A 20001-nucleotide genomic window follows, 5' to 3' on the forward strand; every position below is an offset into this window, starting at 1 on the left:
TGCACAGTCATCATCAGCATGCCGGCTGGAGCAGCGTCAGGGCGGTGTGGGTGGCCTGGGCCGCCAGGCGCGGCAGGTCGAGGTCGCGGTGGACCAGGGCGTGGACTGCGCGCAGTTCGTGGCGCACGGAGGTTCCCGGCTCGCGGCCGGTGCCGCCGAAGGCTGCGGGGTGCTCCGGGGTGCCGGAGGCATACGAGGCCGGGAGAGCGGGTGCGGTCATGGGGCCTCCTCTGCTGCTGCCGTGATCGCGCCGGGGATCGGGGCGGCCGGCGTCCGGTTGAGCGGGGGTGTGGATGCTGCGGCCAAGGCGGCCTACCCCCCCGGTAGGGACGAGACCCCGATCGCAGCGCCTGTGGCATCGCGGGGCAGGGACCGGATGCGTGTCGCCACCGAGCCGCCGGCACCGTGCCTGTCGCTGAAACCTAGGAGTTGAGGCGGGCTCGGAGGAGGTTTGGATCCGGCGGGCTGCTGAAGTAGGCCGCACTCAACACGTAGACGGTCTTGCCCAGCCGTCCCTGGGGGCGCACCGCCACGGAAGACGGGGTGCTCAGCCCGTCCTGGTGGGTGAGGACGGTCTTGTGGCCGCCGTTCGGAGACACGAGTACGACGCTGCCGGTGTCGCCGTTCGGTGGGGCACTGATGTCGTTCCCTGCGACCAGTGCGGCGAGCACCGTGTCGCCGGTCCCGGTGAAGGCGAAGTCGTCGATCCAGTCGAGTCCCCTCGCCCTGGTCTGGACCTTGCCGGCCGACCCGTCCCGGAGTGCGGGAATGCGCAGGAGCGTCCCCTGGGTGGTGTTGGACACCCACACGTCGCCGTTGTGGACCCTGAGGCCGTTAGGCCCAGCCGGGAGGCTGGCGCCGGGGGATGGCTTGAGGGCGGCTCCGGACGCCCAGACCCTGGGTGTACCGCCCGCCTGCGGGACGCGCCAGACAACCGCGCCCACCGTGTCGGCCACGTAAAGCACACGGCGCTTCTCATCGAGGGCGAGACCGTTGGGGAGCGATTCGGTGGGATTCGGAAGCTGCGCGATCTGGACGGGCGGCCGACCGGGGCTGATGCGCCAGATACCGGTCTCGCTCGTTCCGGTGGCGTAGTTGACGTAGAGGGTGCCGTCGCCGGCGCGCGCGATTCCCATGACCGCGGCCTGGCCGAGGATGGGGGTGTGCGGCTCCGACACGGCGGGCAGAGTCGCGCGAACCCGGTAGAAGGCCCCGCGATCGGTGACGTGGACGACCTGCCGACTCAGGGAAAACGTCATGTCCGCAGTGCCGTCGGGCTCGAGAACCATGTTCTCCGGCGTCTGCTGAACCTGACTGTTGAAGGTGTAGTGCGCCACGACACGCGCGTCGGACAGGGGCGGCGCGACCGCCGCCGATGTGGGGCCCGTCGCCAGCAGGGCGAGGGCTGCGGCTCCCGTGGTGGTCGCGGTGACCATAGCCGTCGGGCGTGAGAGTCGGAACATGGGCCGCTCCTTGGAGGGGGCAAGGTGTGCCGAGTGCATCGACACGTAAGAAGGTGACGGCCCGTCACTATGAAACGATGGTAGGCACGGCCGTGCGATCGCCCGTTCGGGGCACCCTCGAGGATGGGGACCGCCCCCGCAGAGCAGACTCCGAGAGCGCCGGGCTGACGACTGCGCCCCCAACAAGGCGGTGATCACGAGCCCCGCACACCTCCCCGCCCCCGCCGCATCCGCTGGATGGCCGCCGCTTGCGCCCTGACCGTCGCCGCCGTCGCGACCGGCATCCTGCTGCTGCACCCCTTCGACGCGGCTGCCCGGGGCGACGGCACCACGTCCTCCCCGCCTCTGCCCGACGTCTCCGCTCCCGCTCTCTCCGCCGGGTGGGCCGGCGTGTGGACCGGCACGGGCCCCGGCAACCCCGAACGCCGACGGCCAAGTGCATCCGCGCACCGGCTCCTTCAAGGTGACCTCCACCCTGCACACCGCCGCCGTGGGCGAACTGGCGGGCAAGCAGGTCAGCGACATCACCGAGGTCGGCACCGGCCGGGAGGTCGGCTGCACGGAGGCCCTCGCCCTACGGGCCGTGCGCGGCACGACGGCCACCTTCGAAGCGGTCACCAGTCACCCCACCGACCGCTCGGACACGTCGTCACTGCGCTGCGACACCCGCCACCTGTACGTGGTCCAGCTCACCGACGCCGACACCATCACCCTCGGCGAGGAGGGCACCCGGTCCGCAGCGGACCAGGCCTTCGCCCCACGGGGTGAACAGGAGTGACAGGCGGTCACCGGTCTGGTCGGCAGCCCAGCCGGTGAAGCGGTGCAGGGCGCCGGGGAGCCAGTGAAGTGGAGCGCGCTGAGCAGCCCGGTCCGGGCGGCGACGGGCCGGCCAGTCGAGGTGTGGAGGGCCTGAGGGAACAGCTGGAAAATACCGCAACAGCGCCTTCGGGGCCATGCCGCTGATCCCGGCATCCTTGAGCATGATCCGCGTGCGGGAAGTGCCCACGGCTTTCCGGGAGGCCGCCGGCACGGGCGGCGCAGCACCCTCCAGCCGAGCCACAGTAGGTGACCCGCACCGGCGACGGTGTGAGTGCGGTGAGCAGGGCTGGCACGCTCGCCATCATCATCGCCGGGCCTGCGACGGCCAGGAGCGCATACGCCGCGTGCCCGGCTGCCAGTCCGGGGACCGCGGGGAGCACCGACCGGCCCCGCAGGCCCGCGGTGAGGTCTCCGGACGGACGAGGTCCTCGCCGTCCCTTGTCACGCGCGTGACCGTGACTGGTCGCCGGCCGCACCCGCAGGCCCGGATCGACAGGGGCACTGTTCAGGTGCGGCAGGGACGGCGCAGGCGGCCTCTGTCGGTGCGCCCTGGGCGGCGGCGTACCCGGGCGGAACTGGAGACGCTGAACCTGTAAGCGCACGTCGCGGGGCGGCTGCGGGTGCCGCCGGCTACGGCGACGGGCCGACGGGACACGGCCAGCACGACGGGTGCTCCTCCAACCGACCCGCCAGCCGCGGCCGTGGCGGTGCCCTTGCAAGCGATGCCGTACTCACGGGCGAACCGATGGGCCTCCGCAGAAGAGTCGCCCGTCGAGCGCAGGTAGAAGGAGTGAACCAGCGACACGACCCGCTCCGACGTCAGCCACAGCGACCACCAGTCCGAGCTGACGCATAGTACGCACCCGCCGGGCCCGGCCCCAGTGACCGCCCGCCCATGTCGACGGTGCCCGGAGCAGGGTTTCACCTGTGCGGCGGGGTGGGCAGGATGAGGCGGCCATGACAACCCGTGCGACGCTGACCCGAAGGGAACCGTCTCGTGCTCCGTAAGCCAAGCGTCCTGCTCGCCGCCTCCGCCCTGCTCCTCTGCGGCGGTGCGACGCAGGCCGCGGCCGACACCCCACCCCCTGCCGCGCCGTCGGCGGCCTGCACGTACACGCCGGCCGTTCCCGCAGACAACTTCAAGGGGATACCGGTCTTCGACGCGGTGAAGGCCGCCAAGCCGTACAGCGCGACGCTGCGCACCGGCCAGGGTGCGATCACCTTCCGGGCACTGACCGACAAGGCGCCCTGCACCACGTACTCCTTCAAGTTCCTCGCCCAGCGCGACTACTTCGATCGCTCGCACTGCCACCGGCTCACCACCGCGCGCATCTACGTGCTCCAGTGCGGCGACCCGACCGGCACCGGGAGCGGCGGACCTGGTTACTCCTTCCCCGACGAGAACTTGACCGGGGCGACTTATCCTGCCGGGACGGTGGCGATGGCCAAAGCCGGGCCCAACACCAATGGAAGCCAGTTCTTCTTCGTCTGGAAGGACACCAAACTCTCGCCCGCCTACACGCCGTTCGGCAAAGTCACCGCGGGCCTCGACGTGCTCCAGAAGATCGCGGCGGGCGGCGAGGACGACCAGAACGGGCCGGGAGACGGCTTCCCGACGCTGCCGGTGAACATCAAGCGCGTACAGATCAAGAGCAGGTAGTACGGTCCTGCCCCAGCCCTGTCGCTGCCGGAAGCGTCGTCCGCCCCGGTCACGCTCGACGTCGTACAAGCCTGCGGACGAGGTCGTCCAGCGGGGCGGGAATTCCACGGCGACTACCTGATGGGTGGTAAGTAGGCTGATCCAGGCGAGGCGTTGCAGCCGACTTGAGGTGCCATCCGGTCCTGCTCGGCCAGATCCACGCGCAGTCTGTCGAACCGCCCACCGTCCCCGGTGGGCGGGGCCCGGCCGTGAGTCGTGCCTCCATGCAAGCCGACCTGGTGGCCGCTGACGCCCGCACTGCCCGCATCGCTTCGCAGGTTCGCCGCCTCGAAGCCCGCCTCAGCGAGGCCCTGGGCGACCAGGTCTGGCCGAATCCGGTATCGGTGTGCCGACGGCACCGAGCAGTTCCAGGCCCGGATCACCACCCTCGAACAGCAGGTCGTAGACCTGGCGCTCAAGTCTGGTCCTGGGTAGCGTCGAGGACGCGTCCGGGCGTCCTCAGGCGTTGCCCGTTCAGATCAGCGGCGTGATCTGGTCCTCGATACCGAGCAGGGCCCGGCCGTACATCTCGGTGGCGATGGCGGGGTTGACCATGGCATGCCGCGTGCCGGTCTCCAGATCCCGCCAGATGCGCTGCAGCGGACTCTCGTCGGCGAAGCTCCGGGCCCCCTGGACGTTCAGCAGCAGGTCCAGAGCGTCTCGTGAGCAGCGGGCGACTGTGCCGATGTCCATGCGCGCCCGGGTGCGGTTGACCACGGGCATGTAGTGACCACTCGCCGCCCAGCTGTCGGCATCGTCCGCGGCACGCATCAGGTGCAGGGTGGCGGTGTCGATCAAGGATGCCGCCTCGGCGAGCTGCATCTGGGTGGAGGGTGCCTCGCGTGCCTGTGCGTAGTGCGTATGCGAAATGCCCCGGCCCGTGGCGAGGGAGGCCAGCACGAGCTCCATCGCGCCGCGGGCCAGGCCCAGCAGTGGGCCGGCGAGCGACAGGGCGAGCGTGGGGACGAACGCCGCGCGGTACAGGGTCTCGTCCTTGAACTCGGTCGGATAAGTGCCCTGGAGCGCGTGCGTCACCGACAGGATGCGGTGGGCCGGGACGAAGACGCCGTCGGCGATGAGGGTGTTGCTGCCGGTGCCGCGCATCCCGGCGACGTGCCAGGTGTCCTCGATCGTCAGCTGGTCCATCGGGACCAGGGCCAGTCCTTGGTCCAGGCGGTCGCCGCGCTCGCCCGTGAGCGTCGTGCCGAGCAGCGCCCATCGGGCGTGGAGGCAGCCGGAGGCGGAGCCCCACCGTCCGGTGACGATGGTGCCTGCGTCGGCTGTCCTGCCGGTCCCGTGGGGTGGCAGGACCGCACAGGCACGGGTGCCGGGATCCTGGGCGTAGACCTCGTGCTGCGCACGTTGGGGATAGAGGCCGATGAGCCAGCCCGAGATGTTGATCAAGCTGGTGGTCCAGGCAGTCGATCCGCAGCCGCGGCCGAGTTCGGAACCCACTTCGACCAGCGTGCGGATGCGTTCCTGGTGGCCGCCGAGCCGTTGGGGAACGGTGAGGCTGAACAGGCCGGCCTCATCGAGTGCCGCGATGTTCTCCGCTGCAACACAGCGGTCCTGTTCGGTGCGGGCGGCATTGCGCCGGAGCAACTCGACCAAGGATGCGGCCCGTCCGGGCAGCGTGGCCTGCTCCATGTCCGGGGCAGGTTCCGCGGCGCCCATCGTCATGAGAGGTACTCCTTCGCACGTGAACCGCCCGGCAAGAGGCCGGCGGCCCCTCCCGGCACCGTACCCGTACGACGGGAGGCGCCGCACAGGGCGACTGCGGCTCGGCTGAGAACGACCCACCCCGAAGAACGTCCTGCACGTGCGTCCAGGAGCGCGCAGCCCCGAACGGCGACCGGCGTGTCAGCGCAACTCACCGCTGTCTGTCCGGATGGGCGGCCGGCGGCTGCGGGCCGACCACACCGCACCGACGGCGATCCGCCGAGGTAGCTCCTGAGCCTGGCCCTCGGCGCGGGTGGCGGCACACCAGATGCGGATGTCGTCGGCCGACGGTCCTGTGCGGGGCGTCGGCGTGGCTGCTGGACGCACGCCGGAACCTTCCGCGACCACGAGACCCGGCCCGACCGCTCCAAAGCGATACTCGCTCCGCCGCGATCACGCTCATGACCCGCCACCTCACCCGACCGTCCGTCCCCCCGATGCCGCCGCGCCCCGCCCGCACACCGCACTACAGGCCGCCTAGGCGCGATGCTCGACGCCTGCTACGCGCAGCGCGGCGATGGCGCATCGCTCACGCATGAGGTGCGCTCCGAAGAGCGAAGGGAGCAGATCAGGCTTCGAAAGGCGGTGCGTACGCAGGGTGCTGGGGGGGCAGGCCGAGGTGGCGGCGCATCGTACGGGTGAGGTGGCTCTGGTCGGCGAAGCCGCACGCGTCGGCGACGTCCGCGATTGCGGTGTCGGCGGACGATGCCGTCGTCGGGCTGCGCAGAGCCCGGGCGGAGCACCTGCCGCAGCTCGCGTTGGCGGTGCTGCGCCGGGCTCGCGCCGGTGATCCGGACTTTCCGACCCCAGTCGACGTGCGAGGCACCGAGTTTCGTCCCCTATGCGAACGCGCGGCGCGCCCAGTCCCCGAATCCGGTCCACGGAATTTCCGGATGGGCGTCGTGCAGTGCGGGAATGTCCACGCGATAGCCGGGCCCGTTCAGGAAGGTCCACATCGCATGCATATCCGGATTGCTGACCTCAGTCAGCGGTACGTACTCGTGGCGGACTTCCCGTCCCAGGACCGCACCGAGCGTGCTCGCCATCTGGGCGGGAGTGGGCGCGTCGCTGGCCAGCTCGATACGTCGCCCGACATAGGCGGCGGGGTTGAGCAGGACTTCCGCCGCGAACGTACCGAGGTCGGGGCGGGCCAGTTGCTGCAAGGGCCGGTCGGGAGGAAGCGGTAGATCGAGAACGCCGTTGAGGATGCGCTCCGAACCTCCCAGGGTGTTGTCGAAGAAATACGTGGGCCCAAGGATCGTATAGGGCACTTCCCCGGCGGTCAGCTCGGCTTCGATCCGCGCCTTGCTGTCGAAATGGGGTACGCCGCTGTTCTGGTCGGCACCCGCCACCGAGCTGAACACGAGATGGGGCACTTCTTTTTCCCGGGCGGCCGCCAGAATCGCCCGTCCCTGAGCCACCTCCGCCTCCACACCGGCTTCGAAGGGAGTGGTCACGGCGAAGACGCCCGCTACCCCGCTCATCGCCGCGGCGAGCGACGCGCGATCGCTCAGGGATCCGGCCACCACTTCGACGCCTCGGCCAGCCAATTCCCGTGCGGCTTCCCGCAGAGGGTCACGCACCAGAGCCCGGAGCCGGACATGGCGGCCCAGTAGCGCGGCGGTCACGGCGCCGCCCTGCCCGCCGGTTGCTCCCAGTACCAGAATCGGCCCATCGACCATCGCAGAACGTCCTTCCCAGCGACCAGGCATGGCAGTCGATCAACGCAAACGGTCCCACCGTAGCCATCCCTCGCGGACGGGAGACGCAGCCGCGCGGCCGCCCGATCGTAAGCACCTGAACGCTCGGCACAATGCCCACCGATGCACCTCTGTGTTCGCAGAGTGTTGGTCAGCCGACGCAGGAGCGGCGAGGTCGGGAACGCCGACCTGGTGGGATTCCTGAGCGGCCCGAATGCCGGGTACTCCCACTGGCGCTGATCGTGTGGGGCAAACTGTGTGGGGGGCGTGCTGTCCCTGCCCGGCGACGCGGATGCCGACGTGTGGCGACCGGGCCGGTCGGGGCCGGCGTCGGCCGGTGGCCTCCTGGTCGAGCTCTACGGCGGCGTCGGCGGACCGCTCACGCGACGTGTCCGGCCGCCTGCTGCCGGCGGAGCTCGACCGCTCCGCCCGCGTCTGGCTGGCAGCGGCCCGCTTCACCGTCGAACTGGAGCACGCCCCGTGCCTCGCCCCTGGTCCGGGTGGCGAGTGCCCACCCTCAGGTAGCTCCGGGGTCAAGTGCTCGTCAGCCTTGAGTGTTCCTTCAACCGTCCCCGGCAGCGGAGTCGTTGCGACGGTTGAGCGCACCTTATGATCACGTCGGAGTGTGTTCGGTGCATGGGGTCAACAGCTGCCCCGCGACAGGAAGTCGATGGTGGACGAGGCAGGAGAGACGCCGGGCACGCACGGCGGCACCGGGGGCGTGCGGCGGACGGAGCGGCACTGCGATCCCAGCGACCCGGCAGCCGGCGGTGCAATGCCGTCGTCGCCCCGGTCGCGCTTGGCCGATATCGCCGATCAAACGGTGATCCGTGCCAGTGGCGAGGAGCCGGAGGGGAACATCGCCGGCGCCTCGGTCGACACCGCACCGGCGGATGCCGGCACCTCTGCCGGCCGGGAGCCCGTCCCGCCTCACGTCGAACCCGCCCCTGACGAGGAGGCCGTACAGGTGCGGGCGCGTCAGCATCGATTCCGTGCGCAACTGGGCGAGTTCCGGCGGGCAAGGGTGCTGGTGCCGGTGGGCACGTCGCCCGGCCCGGACGCCGAGGAAGCCCCGTTGACGGTGGGCATGGGCGGAGTGCGCTGGATCCTGGCATTCACCAGTGAGGCAGCGTTGGCGCGGTACGCGGTGGCCCGAGGAGACGACGGACCGGGATGGCGGTACCGGGCCGTGTGGGGTGCCGCTCTGCTCGACGCGGCCGTACCGGCGGTGGCCGAGGCGGGGGAACCGTGCGGCGTGCTGGTGAACGCGGCGGACGGTGCACACGGACTGGTGCTGCCGCCGGTGGACGGAGTGGTGCCGGAGGCGGTCGCGGTGAACGGGGCCGAACATCGTGCGGCCGGAGAGGAAGGGCGGTAATGGAGGCGATTGCCGGTGGCGGCGGCGGGGCGAGCGCCGGTGCCACTCCCGATCTGCGGGTCGTCGGACTGGCGCTGATCGCCGACGGGATCGACAAGGCCCTTGGCGAGTTGGGCAAGCTGGGGCTTGTCGACGACGCGGGCCGGTCGGGCACGGGGCGCGGTTTCACCGATCTGGAGATGGACGGTATGACCGTCGGCGACGAGACCGTCGGGGCCGTTTTCCACTCGTTCTGCGAGCGGTGGGAATGGGGCGTGAGAGCCCTGATCGACGAGGGGAACGCGTTCGCGTCGGCGGTCGGCCTCGCGGCGGGGACGATGTACAAGACGGACCAGACCGTGAAGAACTCGCTCAAGGTCGGCCTGAACTCCGTGACGGGCAACCCCTACGCCTCCGAGCAGCAGATCGACCAGCAGAGCTGGGGCCAGTTGGCCACGCCCGGCTGGCTGCATCCGGACTACAGCGAGAAGTCCTTCCGGGACGGTCTCAACGCCTCGGAACAGTCCCTCAAGGGGATGGGACGTGACCTGGCGACAGCGGAGACGGTGCCGGGCGTGGAGGTCGCGCCCACTCTCGCCGGGATGGACCAGGACCAGTACAACGCCGCGGTGGATGCGACGTTCGGCCCGCAGCAGCAGGAGCAGGGCTGATGTCGAGCTGGGGTAAGTACGGCGGCGAGCTCCTGAGCGGGGGCAAGAACCTCTTCGACCACGCCAAGCGCGTGACGGGAGAGGTCGTCGACGAGGGAGCCGACCTCACCGGCGACGCACTCGACGAGGTCGGCGCGCACGGCGTGGCCCAGAAGGTGCGGCACGGCGGAGACAGGGCCGCCTCCTATCTCGGTGCGCACGTGGCCGAACGGCAGCTCGGGCCCGACGTCGAACCGGCCGATCTGATCCACGGCAAGCCGTCGACGATCCGTGAGAAGGCCAAGCACCTGCTGGTGTTCGCCACGGCCTTCGAAGAGGTCGGCGTGGGAATGAGGGCCGTCGACTCGGGCGGCTGGAACGGCAAGGCCGCGGACACTTTCCGCGAGAAGTTCGCCCTGCATCCCACCAAGTGGCTGCAGGCCGCAGAGGCCTGCCAGGGGGCGGCCACGGCGCTGAACGGCCTGGCCGACACCGTCGAATGGGCCCAGGGCCAGGCGCGTGAAGCGATCCGCCTGTACAAGCAGGGCAAGTCCGCCTCCGATGCGCACCGCAAGACGGTCGAGTCGTACAACCTCAAGGTCGAAGCGGGCAGCGACGATCCCGGGCCGCGTCCTTCGGAGAAGGATCCCGGCGAGCATGCGATGCAGGAGGCGCAGGGCATCCTCGACGCGGCCCGGCGGCAGCGGAACAAGATCGCCGGCGAGACGGAGACCAAGCTGAAGGCTGCGCTGCAGCATGCGCCGAAGGAGCCGTCGGCCGTCCAGCAGTTGAAGCTGGACGGCATGGATCTCCTGGCAGCCGACTCCATCGACGGGGCGCATTTCTTCGGCGGCCTCGTCAAGGGGACGGCGGGCATTGTGAACTTCGTCCGCAGCCTCGACCCCATGGACCCCTACAACCTGACGCATCCGGCCGCCTTCCTGCAGAACAAGGTGCAGTTGCTCGGGGGAGTGGTCAGCATGGCCACGCATCCCGACCGCGCCCTCCAGTCGGCCTGGAAGTCGTTCTCGTCGGACCCGGGCAACTTCTTGGGGGAACTGGCTCCCCAGGCCGTCCTGGCCGTGGCGACGGACGGGGCCGGAGCCGTCGCGGACGAGGGAGTGCTCGCCGCCGACGGCGCGGAGGCTGCCGCCGCCGAGGGGGAAATCGCACCTGGGGCGGCCGAGAGCCAGGCTCCGGGCGATGTGGAGTCCGCGGGAACGGACCCGATCAATCTCGCCACCGGCAAGATGTATCTGGCCCAGACCGACGTGACGCTCCCCGGTGCGCTGGAGTTCGCCTTCAAGCGGCGGGTGGAGTCGGGCTACACACACGGCCGCCGGTTCGGTCCGTCGTGGGCGAGCACGGTCGATCAGCGACTGGACATCAGATCGGCAGGCATCGACTTCCTGAACGAGGACGGGATGCGGCTCTTCTATCCGCATCCCGCACCCGGCCTGCCCGTCATGCCGACGCACGGCCCACGTTGGCCCTTGAGCCGGGGGGCGGACGGCTACACCGTCACCGATCCGCAGACTCGGCGGGTGTGGCATTTCACCGAGCGCGACGAAGAGCTCGCCGAGCTGGTGCAGATCGACGACAGCAACGGCAACTGGACCGTCTTCGAGTACGACGAGGCGGGAGTTCCCTCGGCCATCGTCCACAGCGGCGGGTACCGCCTGCGGATCGACAGTGCCGACGGCCTGGTCACCGGCGTGTGTCTGGTCGGCGGTGCCAAGGACGGGTCCGATCTCCAGCTGATCCGGTACGGGTACACGGATGGGAACCTCGCCGAGGTCAGGAACTCGTCAGCGCTGCCCCTCCGGTTCGGTTACGACGAGGCCCGCCGTGTCACGTCGTGGACGGACACCAAGGGACACGCGTACACGTACGAGTACGACGACAGGGACCGGTGCATCGCGCAGGGCGGTACCGAGGGGCACATGAGCCTCCGGCTGTCCTACGGCGACAGAGATCCGGACACCGGGCTCCGGTCCACGACGGCGGTCAACGGCGAGGGCGCCGTACGTCAGTACGTCGTCAACGACCTGCACCAGGTCGTCGCCATCCAGGATCCGGAAGGACACGTCCGCCGCTTCACCCACGACCGATTCAACCGCCTCCTGTCCGAGACCGACGCCGTCGGCCGCACGACGTCCTACCAGTACGACGACCTGGGGAACCCGACGGAAATCGTCCGTCCGGACGGCAGGCGAACGACACTGTCCTACGACGCCCGCGGACTGCTCACCCGTGTGGTGCGCCCTGACGGGAGCACAGTCCGCCAGGAGTTCGACGACCGCGGGAACCGGACATCGGTCGCCGATTCGGCAGGCGGTGGAACCTCTTTCACCTACGACGCGTCCGGGCACCTTCGCACGCTGTGTGATCAGTACGGCCGGGTGACCGACATACGCTGTGATGCGGCCGGTCTGCCTGTCGAGATACGTGACCACACGGGCGGCGTCATGCGCTACGAGCGAGATGCCCTCGGCCGCGTCATATCCATCACTGACCCCACGGGCGCGACCGGTGAGATGGAATGGTCGGTCGAGGGGAAAATCACTCGACGACGAAATCCGGACGGGACCGAGGAGACGTGGACCTACGACGGCGAGGGCAACTGCCTCACGCACACGGACACGATCGGCGGAGTGACCCGTTTCGAGCACCAGCAGTTCGATCTGCTGACTGCACGCATCGAGCCCGATGGTTCTCGCTACGAGTTCGAGTACGACAAGGAACTCCGCCTGACCCGAGTGATCAATCCTCATGGGCTGACCTGGACCTATGAATACGACGTGGTGGGGCGACCGATCACGGAAACCGACTTCGGCGGCCGTGTCAGTCGTTATTCCTACAACGCGGCCGGTGAGTTGATCTCGCGTACGAATGCGCTCGGGCAGGTCATCTCCTTCGAGCACAACGAGTTGGGCCAAGTCGTACGCAAGGACGTCGACGGGGAGGTGATGTCGTACACCTACGACTTCACCGATCAGATCGCTCAGGCCGGCAATGACCGTACGACTCTGAACCTGCTGCGTGACCGGCACGGGCGCCTGATCTCCGAGCAGGTCAACCGCCGGGAAGTGACCTACCGGTACGACGAGTTCGGCAAACTGACCAGCCGCACGACGCCGTCGGGCGCCGTGAGCGCCTGGGAATACGATGCCACCGGCAAGCCCTACCGGCTCACGGCCGACGGTCGTGTCATCGCCATGGAGTACGACGGGGTCGGCCGCGAAGTCAGCCGCCGGTTCGACGAAGCCCTGAGCATCTCAAGGTCGTTCGACGAAATGAACCGGCTGATCTCCCAAGCGGTGGACCACACCCGTGGGCGTATCCAGTCGAGGACCTACGAATATCGTGCGGACGGCAGTCTGACCAAGGTCGATGACCAACTGAACGGCCTTCGTCGGTACGAACTGGACCTGGCAGGAAGGACCACCCGGGTCAGCGGAGAGGGCTGGGCGGAGGCCTACTCGTACGACGCGCTCGGCAACCAGGTGTCGGCGGAGTGGCCCGGGCGTCAATTCGGGGACGAGGGGTGCGGCGAGCGCGCCTACCGGGGCGCCGACCTCGTGCGTGCCGGCCGGATCCGCTACGAGCACGACGCTGCCGGACGTGTGGTACTCCGCCAGAAGATCCGGCTCTCCCGTAAACCGGACACGTGGCGGTACAGCTGGGACGCGGAGGACCGGCTCACCCAGGTCATCACCCCGGACGGCTCGGTGTGGGGTTACCAGTACGACGCCCTGGGCCGACGCGTCAGCAAGCAGCGCATCGCCGAGAACGGCGTCGACGTGCTGGAGCAGGTGGACTTCAGCTGGGACGGCGTCTCGCTGTGCGAACAGACGACGAACTGGGGTTCCTCGGCCGACTCGGTGACCCTGACGTGGCATCTCAACGGCGCCGAAGCGGTTGCCCAGAGCGAACGCAAAACCATGGCCACGGCCTCGCAGGAAGAGGTCGACGCCCGGTTCTTCGCCATCGTGAACGACCTCTCGGGATCTCCCTGCGAGCTGATCGACGAGTCCGGCGAGATCGCCTGGCAAGCCCGCGCCACGAACTGGGGAAAGCTGTCCTGGTCGGTGCGGGGCCACGCCTACACACCGCTCCGTTTTCCAGGCCAGTATTTCGATCCCGAGACGGGCCTGAACTACAACTATCTGAGATATTACGACTCCGAAGTCGGCCAGTACGTCAGCCAGGACCCCCTCGGACTCACCCCGGCGGCCAACCCCGTCGGATACGTCGACCGCCCTTCGGTTTCCTGCGACCCCCTTGGACTTGCTCCGCAGAAGTCACCGATCCCGCCGAAGCCGTACGAGTCACCCAACCTTTCCGAATTGGCCAAGCAGTTCAACCCGGAGGGCGGGAACATGAACTGCACCTACGTCGGCGAGGCATTTGAGCGGTATATGCGTGGCGAGGGAATAAATCCCGTGCCCGGATACATGGGTGGCGCACAGTCCCTTGATCGACTGGAGAGTGTGTTCGGGGGCAACTTCAAGGACACCAACCTCTGGGACATGGTCGACCATATCCGAAATTCTGGGGATGGTGCTCGCGGCATAGTCGCGGGAGAATCTCCGATCCCGAACCAGCCGGGGCACGTGTTCAACATCGTGAACCACCAGGGACGGGTACTTTTCGTTGACGTCCAATCCGGATTCGTCAACCCCGCACTGTACAAGGCATTCAAGTTGATGAGGGTGAACTGATGTACACGATGCAGCAAGCGGAGCTGCTGGCGGCCGAATTTCTCCGGAATGTTTCTGCCGGCTGGGACAACGAGGTTGCGCTGTTCGAAGAGGACAGCCACAAGGCGGCGAAGGGAGACTTCTTCTACTTCAGTTACCAGTCCGTCAAATACCTCACCACCAGAGACGACAAGTACCTCGTTTACGGGCCTCCCTGCATCTCGGTGCACAACACAACCGGCGAATGCCGATTTGTGAGCCTGCAGGAACTGTCGGAAGCGGGGGATCCCTTCAACTGGTGGTAGGAGTACCCATCGACCGAGACGGCTCGGTCGTACCTTTCGTTTGGGGTTCTGCTTGTCAGCCCTCGCGGTCCCCAGTTTTTGGAGAAGATTTAGGCGGCATTCGCGGTCAACCAGCTAAATGGGATCTTGTCCGTTGGTGCCGACGCTGCCCTCACTGGCTTGCTCGGGCGGACTGCCCAGGATCGGGGGCAGTGTCGCCCTGAATGCCCCAGCTGCCCGGCCTCAGGGTGCCGGCCTGCGCGAGGTCCAGGGCGCCCGCCCTCTTCGTACGGCGGACCCTACGCGCCCGTGCTGGGGCGCTGCGGCGGCCAGTCGGGGGCGGGGTCCTCCGCGAGCAGCGGCCGGAGAGCGCCGAGAACTGCGCCGATGCAGACGTCGCGCAACTGGGTGCGGGTGCAGGTCTCGTGGGTGAGCCAGTCGACGCAGAGGACCTGGACGAACACCAGCCAGCTTTTCAGGACGCCGGACACGGCCGCACGGGCGCCCTCGTCCGCGAGGGGGAGTACGGTCAGCAGTCGCGTGCGGAGTGCGTCCAGCTCGTTCGTCATGATCGCTTGGATCACGGGATCGCCCGCGAGGACCCGGTTCGCGGCGAGGACGGCATGGCGGTTCGCCACGAAGTAGTCGAGATGGACCTCCATGCCCTGGATCAGCTGCTCCACCAAGGAGTCGGCGGAGTCGAGCCGGGTCTCGGCGAGCAGCCGGTCCGCCGCCTGCTGGTAGACGGCCGCGAAGAGGGCGTGCTTGCTGGGGAAGTGACGGTAGAGCAGGGCTCGCGAGACGCCGGCCTCCTCGGCGACCTCCTCCATCAGCACGTCGTCGTACGGGCGTGCGGCGAAGAGCCGCGCTCCGACGGTGAGGAGCTGGGCGCGGCGGTCGTCGGGGCTGAGTCGTCGGCGGGGAGGCACGGACTAAGCCTACTTGACATGTGTCTACTAGCGCATCCAGTCTAGTAGACACACGTCAACTAGGCTCGGCCGAGACAGCCCGGAGGGACCATGGCGAGAACTCTGCGCACACTCACACAGCTGATGGGATGGTCGTGCGTGGCGATCGGGCTGTATCACGTGATCCTCGGCAACGCGGCGATCCCCGGAGCCGGTTCTGCCGGCGCCACGGTCGACAGCTGGGGCCGGTTCATGGGAGCCAGCTTTGTCGGCTACGGGCTGGCATGGCTGTGGGCCGCGCGGCAGCGGCCTGTTCCGGCTCGGGCGGTGCGGTGGCTGGCCGGCGTTTTCCTGCTGGGCGGTATGGGCCGGCTGCTCTCGCTCGCCGTGCACGGCTGGCCGCAGTGGTTCCAGATCGTGCTGGCGGTAATCGAACTCGCCCTGCCACCGGTCTACTTCTGGCTGGCCGACGCGGACGAGCGCACCCCGCGCAGGGACATGGAGACCGCGGCCGGGGGGCAATGACGCGCGATGGACGCTGCCGCCGTCGCGCTGCTGGCCGGGAGCAGGGCTGTCTCCGCCTGCCCGGCACCCGGACCTCACCCGCCCCGGGAGTTCTGTCATGCCGGTTCGTAGGAGTGCGTGGTCGCCATCACCGCGCGCAGGTGGACGCGTTGCGATTCCTTGTCCGCGGGAATGGTGGAGAGAGCCGCACCCACGTGGGCGTTGCCGACGTGCCCAAGGCCGGGTGTGCGCTGTCCGTTCCCTGGATGGACCAGCTGCTTACCCGACGGCTGCCGAGCCGGGAAGGAGTCGGGGCCCTGCTGTCGGGATTCCTCCTGCAACTGACTGCACGCTTCACGGTCTACCCCGAGCAGTGCCAGGTGCCGTCGCGTGTGATCGACCTGAGCAGTTCCCGGGCCCAGGCGGAGTCGGTACGGGCGCGGGGCCGGGCGTCCGGGTTCGCCGTGTTCCGCGACGCCGAGGCGTGGGGTGAGCGGGTGCGGGGGACGCTGGAGGACACCGGGGCGCGCCCCCGGGTGGGTGCCCACACGTACGGGCTGTTCGGCGTCGACTGGCCCCAGGTGCCGGTGGAGTCGTGGCTGATGCGGTTCATCTCACCGCCAGGGCCGGCCACGCCCGCGGCGGTGCCTGCCCCGACCGGGCCGTCGCCGCTGTCGCGCACGGCGTTCGACCAGGCCGTGCGGGAGGCGCTGGCACACTGGCGCGACGCTGACGCGTTCGCCGCGTGTGCACTGGTGCGCACCCGGCTCGCGGCCGACTCCGAGGACCCGGTGGAGGAACTGGGCCTCCCGTGCGGCACATACCGCCGTCACCTGCGCCAGGGCGCAGGACGCCTCGCACCTCCTGGTCCTCGACGCCTCCAGCCTCGACCGCGTCGCCACCGTCCACCTTCCCCACCGCGTCCCTGCCGGCATCCACGGAACCTGGCTCCCCGACAGCACCCTGTGACCCTTTCGCAGCGTCAATGAGGCGGCCGCGCCGAACACCTGGACGCGGCCGCCTCGGCCACGCCCTGACATACCGCCGAGGCGGCGGACTGCGGTCTGACCTGCTCGGCAACGGCCGGGTGGCGAGGGCGTCATGGCTCGTCCGGTCGGCGAGGGGGGAGTGGACGTCAGCGTGCGGACCAAACTGGAATCGCTACGCGGGAAGCCGGTCAGACTTGCCGACCGCGGCCTGCGGCTTGGTGGACGTCCGGTTCACCACGTGCCTGGTGACCGGCATGCCGCCTGTCCGGCGCCGCTACCCGTCGGCTGTTCGGACCTGCTGCTGTTGGCGGCGGTCGGTTCGCAGCCAACGGCTATGCTCCGCGTCATGTCTGACGACGTCCAGCAATCCGCTCCCGACTCCGCGCCGGTGGAGATACCGCTCCCCACCTACCTGCGGCCCCTCATGCCCCACATGATGCTCAAGGGCTGGGTGATGCCCCTGGTGTTCGCGCTGCTCGCCTTCGTTTTCTGGGAGTACGGCCATAGCAGCCTGGCCCTGTCACCCGGGCGAAACATCCTCATCGCGTGGTGCTTTGCCGCCGTGAGCGTGTTCTTCGTGTTCGCCAGGCTGTGGGTGGGCTGGCGTGTGCGTCGCGCGGCAGCTGAAGCTGTGTGACGAGGACAGAAGAGCACGCCGAGGACATCGGCTGGCTGCGAACTCCGGGAACTGGCGCGCTGGCTTGACGACCTGCTGCTGGACTAAAGCTGCCGGCGAAGTGCGATACCTTCCCGATCCGACAGACGCGGCCGGGGCGCAGGGTCGGGGCGCTGCCCGCCGCCCGCTCCAGGCAAGGTCAACAGCCTCTTCCCGGGCGGAGATTGTGGCCGGACGGGGAGCGAGGCGGAGTCGACGACGGGTGGTTGCTGATGCGCGTGGCAGCTGTCGGAGCCGGTCTCGGCGGTCTCTGTCTGGCCCAGGGCCTCAGACGGGCCGGCATCGACGTGGTCGTGTACGAGCGCGACGCGGGACTGGACTCCCGGCGCCAGGGCTATCGTCTGTACATGGACGGGCGGGGCGCGCAGGGCCTTGAGGCATGTCTCCCACCGCACCTGTACGAGCTGTTCCTGGCGACGGCGAGCAGCCCCAGCCGCCAGGTCACCGTCGTCACCAAGCAGCTCAGGCAACTGCACCGCGTCGAGTTCCCCGAGCCCGACATGTCCGTCCCTGCCAAGGTGAACACCTCGGTGGACCGGTTCGTGCTGCGCACGATCCTGCTGGCCGGGTTGGAGGACGTCGTCCACTTCGGCAGGACGTTCGTCCGCTACGAGCAGGGCGACAAGGTCACCGGAGGTGTGCGTGTCTTCTTCGAGGACGGCACCGACGACGTCGCCGACGTCCTGGTGGGCGCTGATGGAGCCGGCTCCCGCGTCCGCGGCCAGTACCTGCCGCATGCGACGGTACGGGACACCGGCGACCGCGTGCTGTACGGCAAGACGCCGCTGACCGACGAGATACGCGCCCGGCTGCCGGAGATGCTGTGGGCCTCGCCGCCGTGGTGGGCTCACGCAAGCTGGGCATGGCCCTCGGGCTGGTGCTGTTCCAGGAGCGGCCCTCCGCCGCCGCGGCCAGGCTGTGGCCGCACGCGGACTTCAAGGACACGGACTCCTACGTCATGTGGGCCCTTTCGGGAATGGGCAGCGCCTTCCCGGCTGACGAACGCATGCGGTCGATGAACGCTCCCGAGCTGCATGCCGTCGCCGAGGACCTGGTCTCCGGCTGGCATCAGGACCTGCGGCAACTGGTCGCCGCGGCGGCGCCCGAGGAGACGTTCCTCCTGAACATCCGCACCTCCGACCCGGTCGAACCGTGGCCGACGACGGCCGTCACGCTGCTCGGAGACGCCATCCACGCGATGCCGCCCAGCCGGGGCTCCGGCGCGAACATCGCCCTGAAGGACGCGGGGCCGCGCCGTAGAAGCCGTCGAGCGCCTTCTCGCGGACCTCGGGGTCGGGCGAGGTCATCCCCCGCAGCCACTCCGGGACATCGACGGCCGGGCCGTAGGCGTGGCTCATCGATGACCAGTCGATGCTGTCCAAGTCGTTGATCACGCGCGGCACTATGCCGAGGGCACTGACATCGCGTGTCCGGCCGGTCTCCCAGGAGACCGCACGCACCCTCAAGGACCGCTGCTGATGCTGACGCACTTCGTCTCGCCGACCGTGGGCGTGAGACCCGGCCTCGGGTGCGGGCTCGGCGTGAACATCGGTGTGTCAGCTCCCAGTTGCCTTGTTACCGAATGCGGACAGACCTGGGGGGAACAACGCCCAGCTCGGCGCCATCTCATGGGGTGCAGCGAAACAGCCGATGCGGCCGGTCGCCCTGCGGGAGCGGGGGAGGAGCCGCACCGTGACGGACCACAGACCACAGACCATGGGGGAGTTTTCATCATGACCACGAATCGTGCCCGCCGTACCACCCGTTCGGCCACCCTTGCCGCCGTCACCGCCGCGCTGGCGCTGGGCCTGACCGCCTGTGGCGGCGCCGACGACGGCTCGAAGGCGTCGGGCGGCGACCACGCCGCTGGTACCGCGCAGAGCCAGTCCGCGTCCAACGGGGGCGGCAAGGGCGGTGCGAAGCAGACCAGCAGTGGTGGTGACACCAAGGGTGGGGAGCCCTCGGCGGCCGGCTCGGGCGGGACGGGCGGGGGCGCGGGCAAGGGCACCACGGCCGGCGCCCAGCAGTGCCGCGGAGACGAGCTGCTGGTCACCGCGGTGCACCGGTTCGCCGGTCAGCAGGGTGACCACCTGCTGGTCACCGCGTCGAACCAGAGCGCCAAGCCGTGCTGGGTCACCTCTTACCCGGCCGTGAAACTCGGCGGGGGTGTCGACGGTGCCGCACTGCCGCACTCGAAGAAGGACAACCCGGGTGGCGACAAGCACATCACGCTCCGGCCCGGAGGCAACGTGTACAGCGCCGTGAACCTCTTCGCCTACGGCTCGAAGGACCGGACGGCGACCTCGTTCGCCATCGCGCTGCGCGGCGCGGACGGTCACACCGGCCCCTTCTACTCGGTCGACGCCAAGGGCGACAAGCCGCAGTTCAGCTGGAGCGAGGCCGATGTGCTGAACTGGAACACCGAGAAGCCGTACAACTTCTGACGATGCGTCGGTCGGCGGCGCTTACTCCCTGAGGTGGGGAACCGGGACGGGGGCGACGGCCGCTCCTGCGGCCGCCCCACCCGGGA

Annotated in this window: 19 protein-coding genes and 1 pseudogene; 12 read left to right on the forward strand and 8 right to left on the reverse strand. The window is 69.2% G+C overall.

From position 1 onward, the window contains the following. Nucleotides 1–13: 13 nt before the first annotated feature. Both ACZ7FF_RS39995 and ACZ7FF_RS40000 read right to left on the reverse strand, forming a co-directional pair. A complete protein-coding gene (locus ACZ7FF_RS39995; RefSeq protein ID WP_470819019.1) occupies nucleotides 14–220 on the reverse strand; it encodes a hypothetical protein in 207 nt (68 codons plus the stop codon). A gap of 202 nt (nucleotides 221–422) precedes the next feature. Next, a complete protein-coding gene (locus tag ACZ7FF_RS40000) occupies nucleotides 423–1436 on the reverse strand; it encodes a hypothetical protein (RefSeq protein WP_470819021.1) in 1014 nt (337 codons plus the stop codon). A gap of 463 nt (nucleotides 1437–1899) precedes the next feature. Here ACZ7FF_RS40000 and ACZ7FF_RS40005 point away from each other — a divergent pair, with 463 nt between their 5' ends. Then, a complete protein-coding gene (locus ACZ7FF_RS40005) occupies nucleotides 1900–2241 on the forward strand; it encodes a hypothetical protein (protein WP_470819073.1) in 342 nt (113 codons plus the stop codon). On the opposite strand, the pseudogene ACZ7FF_RS40010 reads toward ACZ7FF_RS40005, so the two are convergent. Next, nucleotides 2203–2418, reverse strand: a pseudogene (locus tag ACZ7FF_RS40010) (hypothetical protein); the annotation flags it as partial. The gene ACZ7FF_RS40005 and the pseudogene ACZ7FF_RS40010 sit on opposite strands and share 39 nt — an antisense overlap. An 861-nt stretch (nucleotides 2419–3279) precedes the next feature. Between ACZ7FF_RS40010 and ACZ7FF_RS40015 the strand changes: the two are divergent. Beyond that, on the forward strand, nucleotides 3280–3942 hold the full coding sequence (locus ACZ7FF_RS40015; RefSeq protein ID WP_470819022.1) for a peptidylprolyl isomerase: 663 nt from the start codon (nucleotides 3280–3282) through the stop codon (nucleotides 3940–3942). A 513-nt stretch (nucleotides 3943–4455) separates the two neighbouring features. Here ACZ7FF_RS40015 and ACZ7FF_RS40020 read toward each other — a convergent pair. From ACZ7FF_RS40020 to ACZ7FF_RS40030, 3 genes are all read right to left on the reverse strand, one after another. Then, entirely contained in the window at nucleotides 4456–5661 is a 1206-nt protein-coding gene (locus tag ACZ7FF_RS40020; protein ID WP_470819024.1) for an acyl-CoA dehydrogenase family protein, read from the reverse strand. Between the two features lie 607 nt (nucleotides 5662–6268). Beyond that, nucleotides 6269–6526, reverse strand: coding sequence for an AraC family transcriptional regulator (locus ACZ7FF_RS40025; protein WP_470819025.1), 258 nt, complete (start codon nucleotides 6524–6526; stop codon nucleotides 6269–6271). Between the two features lie 13 nt (nucleotides 6527–6539). Beyond that, complete coding sequence (locus ACZ7FF_RS40030; RefSeq protein ID WP_470819026.1) at nucleotides 6540–7382, reverse strand: NmrA/HSCARG family protein; 843 nt, start codon at nucleotides 7380–7382, stop codon at nucleotides 6540–6542. 841 nt (nucleotides 7383–8223) lie between these two features. Here ACZ7FF_RS40030 and ACZ7FF_RS40035 point away from each other — a divergent pair. The 4 genes from ACZ7FF_RS40035 to ACZ7FF_RS40050 are packed head-to-tail and all read left to right on the forward strand — an operon-like array spanning nucleotide 8224 to nucleotide 14415. Next, on the forward strand, nucleotides 8224–8778 hold the full coding sequence (locus ACZ7FF_RS40035) for an SseB family protein (protein ID WP_470819028.1): 555 nt from the start codon (nucleotides 8224–8226) through the stop codon (nucleotides 8776–8778). Next, nucleotides 8778–9428: a hypothetical protein gene (locus tag ACZ7FF_RS40040; RefSeq protein ID WP_470819029.1), complete on the forward strand. Its 651-nt coding sequence runs from the start codon at nucleotides 8778–8780 to the stop codon at nucleotides 9426–9428. The genes ACZ7FF_RS40035 and ACZ7FF_RS40040 overlap by 1 nt, the downstream gene beginning before the upstream one ends. Next, complete coding sequence (locus ACZ7FF_RS40045) at nucleotides 9428–14131, forward strand: putative T7SS-secreted protein (RefSeq protein WP_470819031.1); 4704 nt, start codon at nucleotides 9428–9430, stop codon at nucleotides 14129–14131. Before ACZ7FF_RS40040 ends, ACZ7FF_RS40045 begins: the two co-directional genes overlap by 1 nt. Further along, entirely contained in the window at nucleotides 14131–14415 is a 285-nt protein-coding gene (locus tag ACZ7FF_RS40050) for a hypothetical protein (RefSeq protein WP_470819032.1), read from the forward strand. The genes ACZ7FF_RS40045 and ACZ7FF_RS40050 overlap by 1 nt, the downstream gene beginning before the upstream one ends. A gap of 278 nt (nucleotides 14416–14693) precedes the next feature. Here the strand turns inward: ACZ7FF_RS40050 and ACZ7FF_RS40055 are convergent, their stop codons facing one another. Continuing rightward, the gene (locus ACZ7FF_RS40055; RefSeq protein ID WP_470819034.1) at nucleotides 14694–15323 is read right to left on the reverse strand and encodes a TetR/AcrR family transcriptional regulator; all 630 of its coding nucleotides are present in this window, start codon (nucleotides 15321–15323) and stop codon (nucleotides 14694–14696) included. Between the two features lie 90 nt (nucleotides 15324–15413). Here ACZ7FF_RS40055 and ACZ7FF_RS40060 point away from each other — a divergent pair, with 90 nt between their 5' ends. Beyond that, nucleotides 15414–15827: a DUF4345 domain-containing protein gene (locus tag ACZ7FF_RS40060; RefSeq protein WP_470819036.1), complete on the forward strand. Its 414-nt coding sequence runs from the start codon at nucleotides 15414–15416 to the stop codon at nucleotides 15825–15827. Between the two features lie 340 nt (nucleotides 15828–16167). Here the strand turns inward: ACZ7FF_RS40060 and ACZ7FF_RS40065 are convergent, their stop codons facing one another. Further along, nucleotides 16168–16419, reverse strand: coding sequence for a hypothetical protein (locus tag ACZ7FF_RS40065; protein WP_470819038.1), 252 nt, complete (start codon nucleotides 16417–16419; stop codon nucleotides 16168–16170). Between the two features lie 134 nt (nucleotides 16420–16553). On the opposite strand from ACZ7FF_RS40065, the gene ACZ7FF_RS40070 reads away from it, so the two are divergent. The 5 genes from ACZ7FF_RS40070 to ACZ7FF_RS40090 all read left to right on the forward strand — a co-directional run bounded on the left by ACZ7FF_RS40070 (nucleotide 16554) and on the right by ACZ7FF_RS40090 (nucleotide 19915). Then, nucleotides 16554–16775, forward strand: coding sequence for a carotenoid oxygenase family protein (locus tag ACZ7FF_RS40070; protein WP_470819039.1), 222 nt, complete (start codon nucleotides 16554–16556; stop codon nucleotides 16773–16775). A gap of 366 nt (nucleotides 16776–17141) precedes the next feature. Beyond that, nucleotides 17142–17432, forward strand: coding sequence for a hypothetical protein (locus ACZ7FF_RS40075; RefSeq protein WP_470819041.1), 291 nt, complete (start codon nucleotides 17142–17144; stop codon nucleotides 17430–17432). Between the two features lie 257 nt (nucleotides 17433–17689). After that, a complete protein-coding gene (locus ACZ7FF_RS40080; protein ID WP_470819043.1) occupies nucleotides 17690–18490 on the forward strand; it encodes an FAD-dependent oxidoreductase in 801 nt (266 codons plus the stop codon). Continuing rightward, the gene (locus tag ACZ7FF_RS40085) at nucleotides 18487–18861 is read left to right on the forward strand and encodes an FAD-dependent oxidoreductase (RefSeq protein ID WP_470819069.1); all 375 of its coding nucleotides are present in this window, start codon (nucleotides 18487–18489) and stop codon (nucleotides 18859–18861) included. The genes ACZ7FF_RS40080 and ACZ7FF_RS40085 overlap by 4 nt, the downstream gene beginning before the upstream one ends. 343 nt (nucleotides 18862–19204) lie before the next feature. Then, nucleotides 19205–19915 (forward strand): DUF4232 domain-containing protein, encoded by a 711-nt coding sequence (locus tag ACZ7FF_RS40090; protein ID WP_470819045.1) that lies wholly within the window; start codon nucleotides 19205–19207, stop codon nucleotides 19913–19915. Nucleotides 19916–20001: the final 86 nt, after the last annotated feature.

Source organism: Streptomyces sp. NPDC037126 (assembly GCF_055605965.1).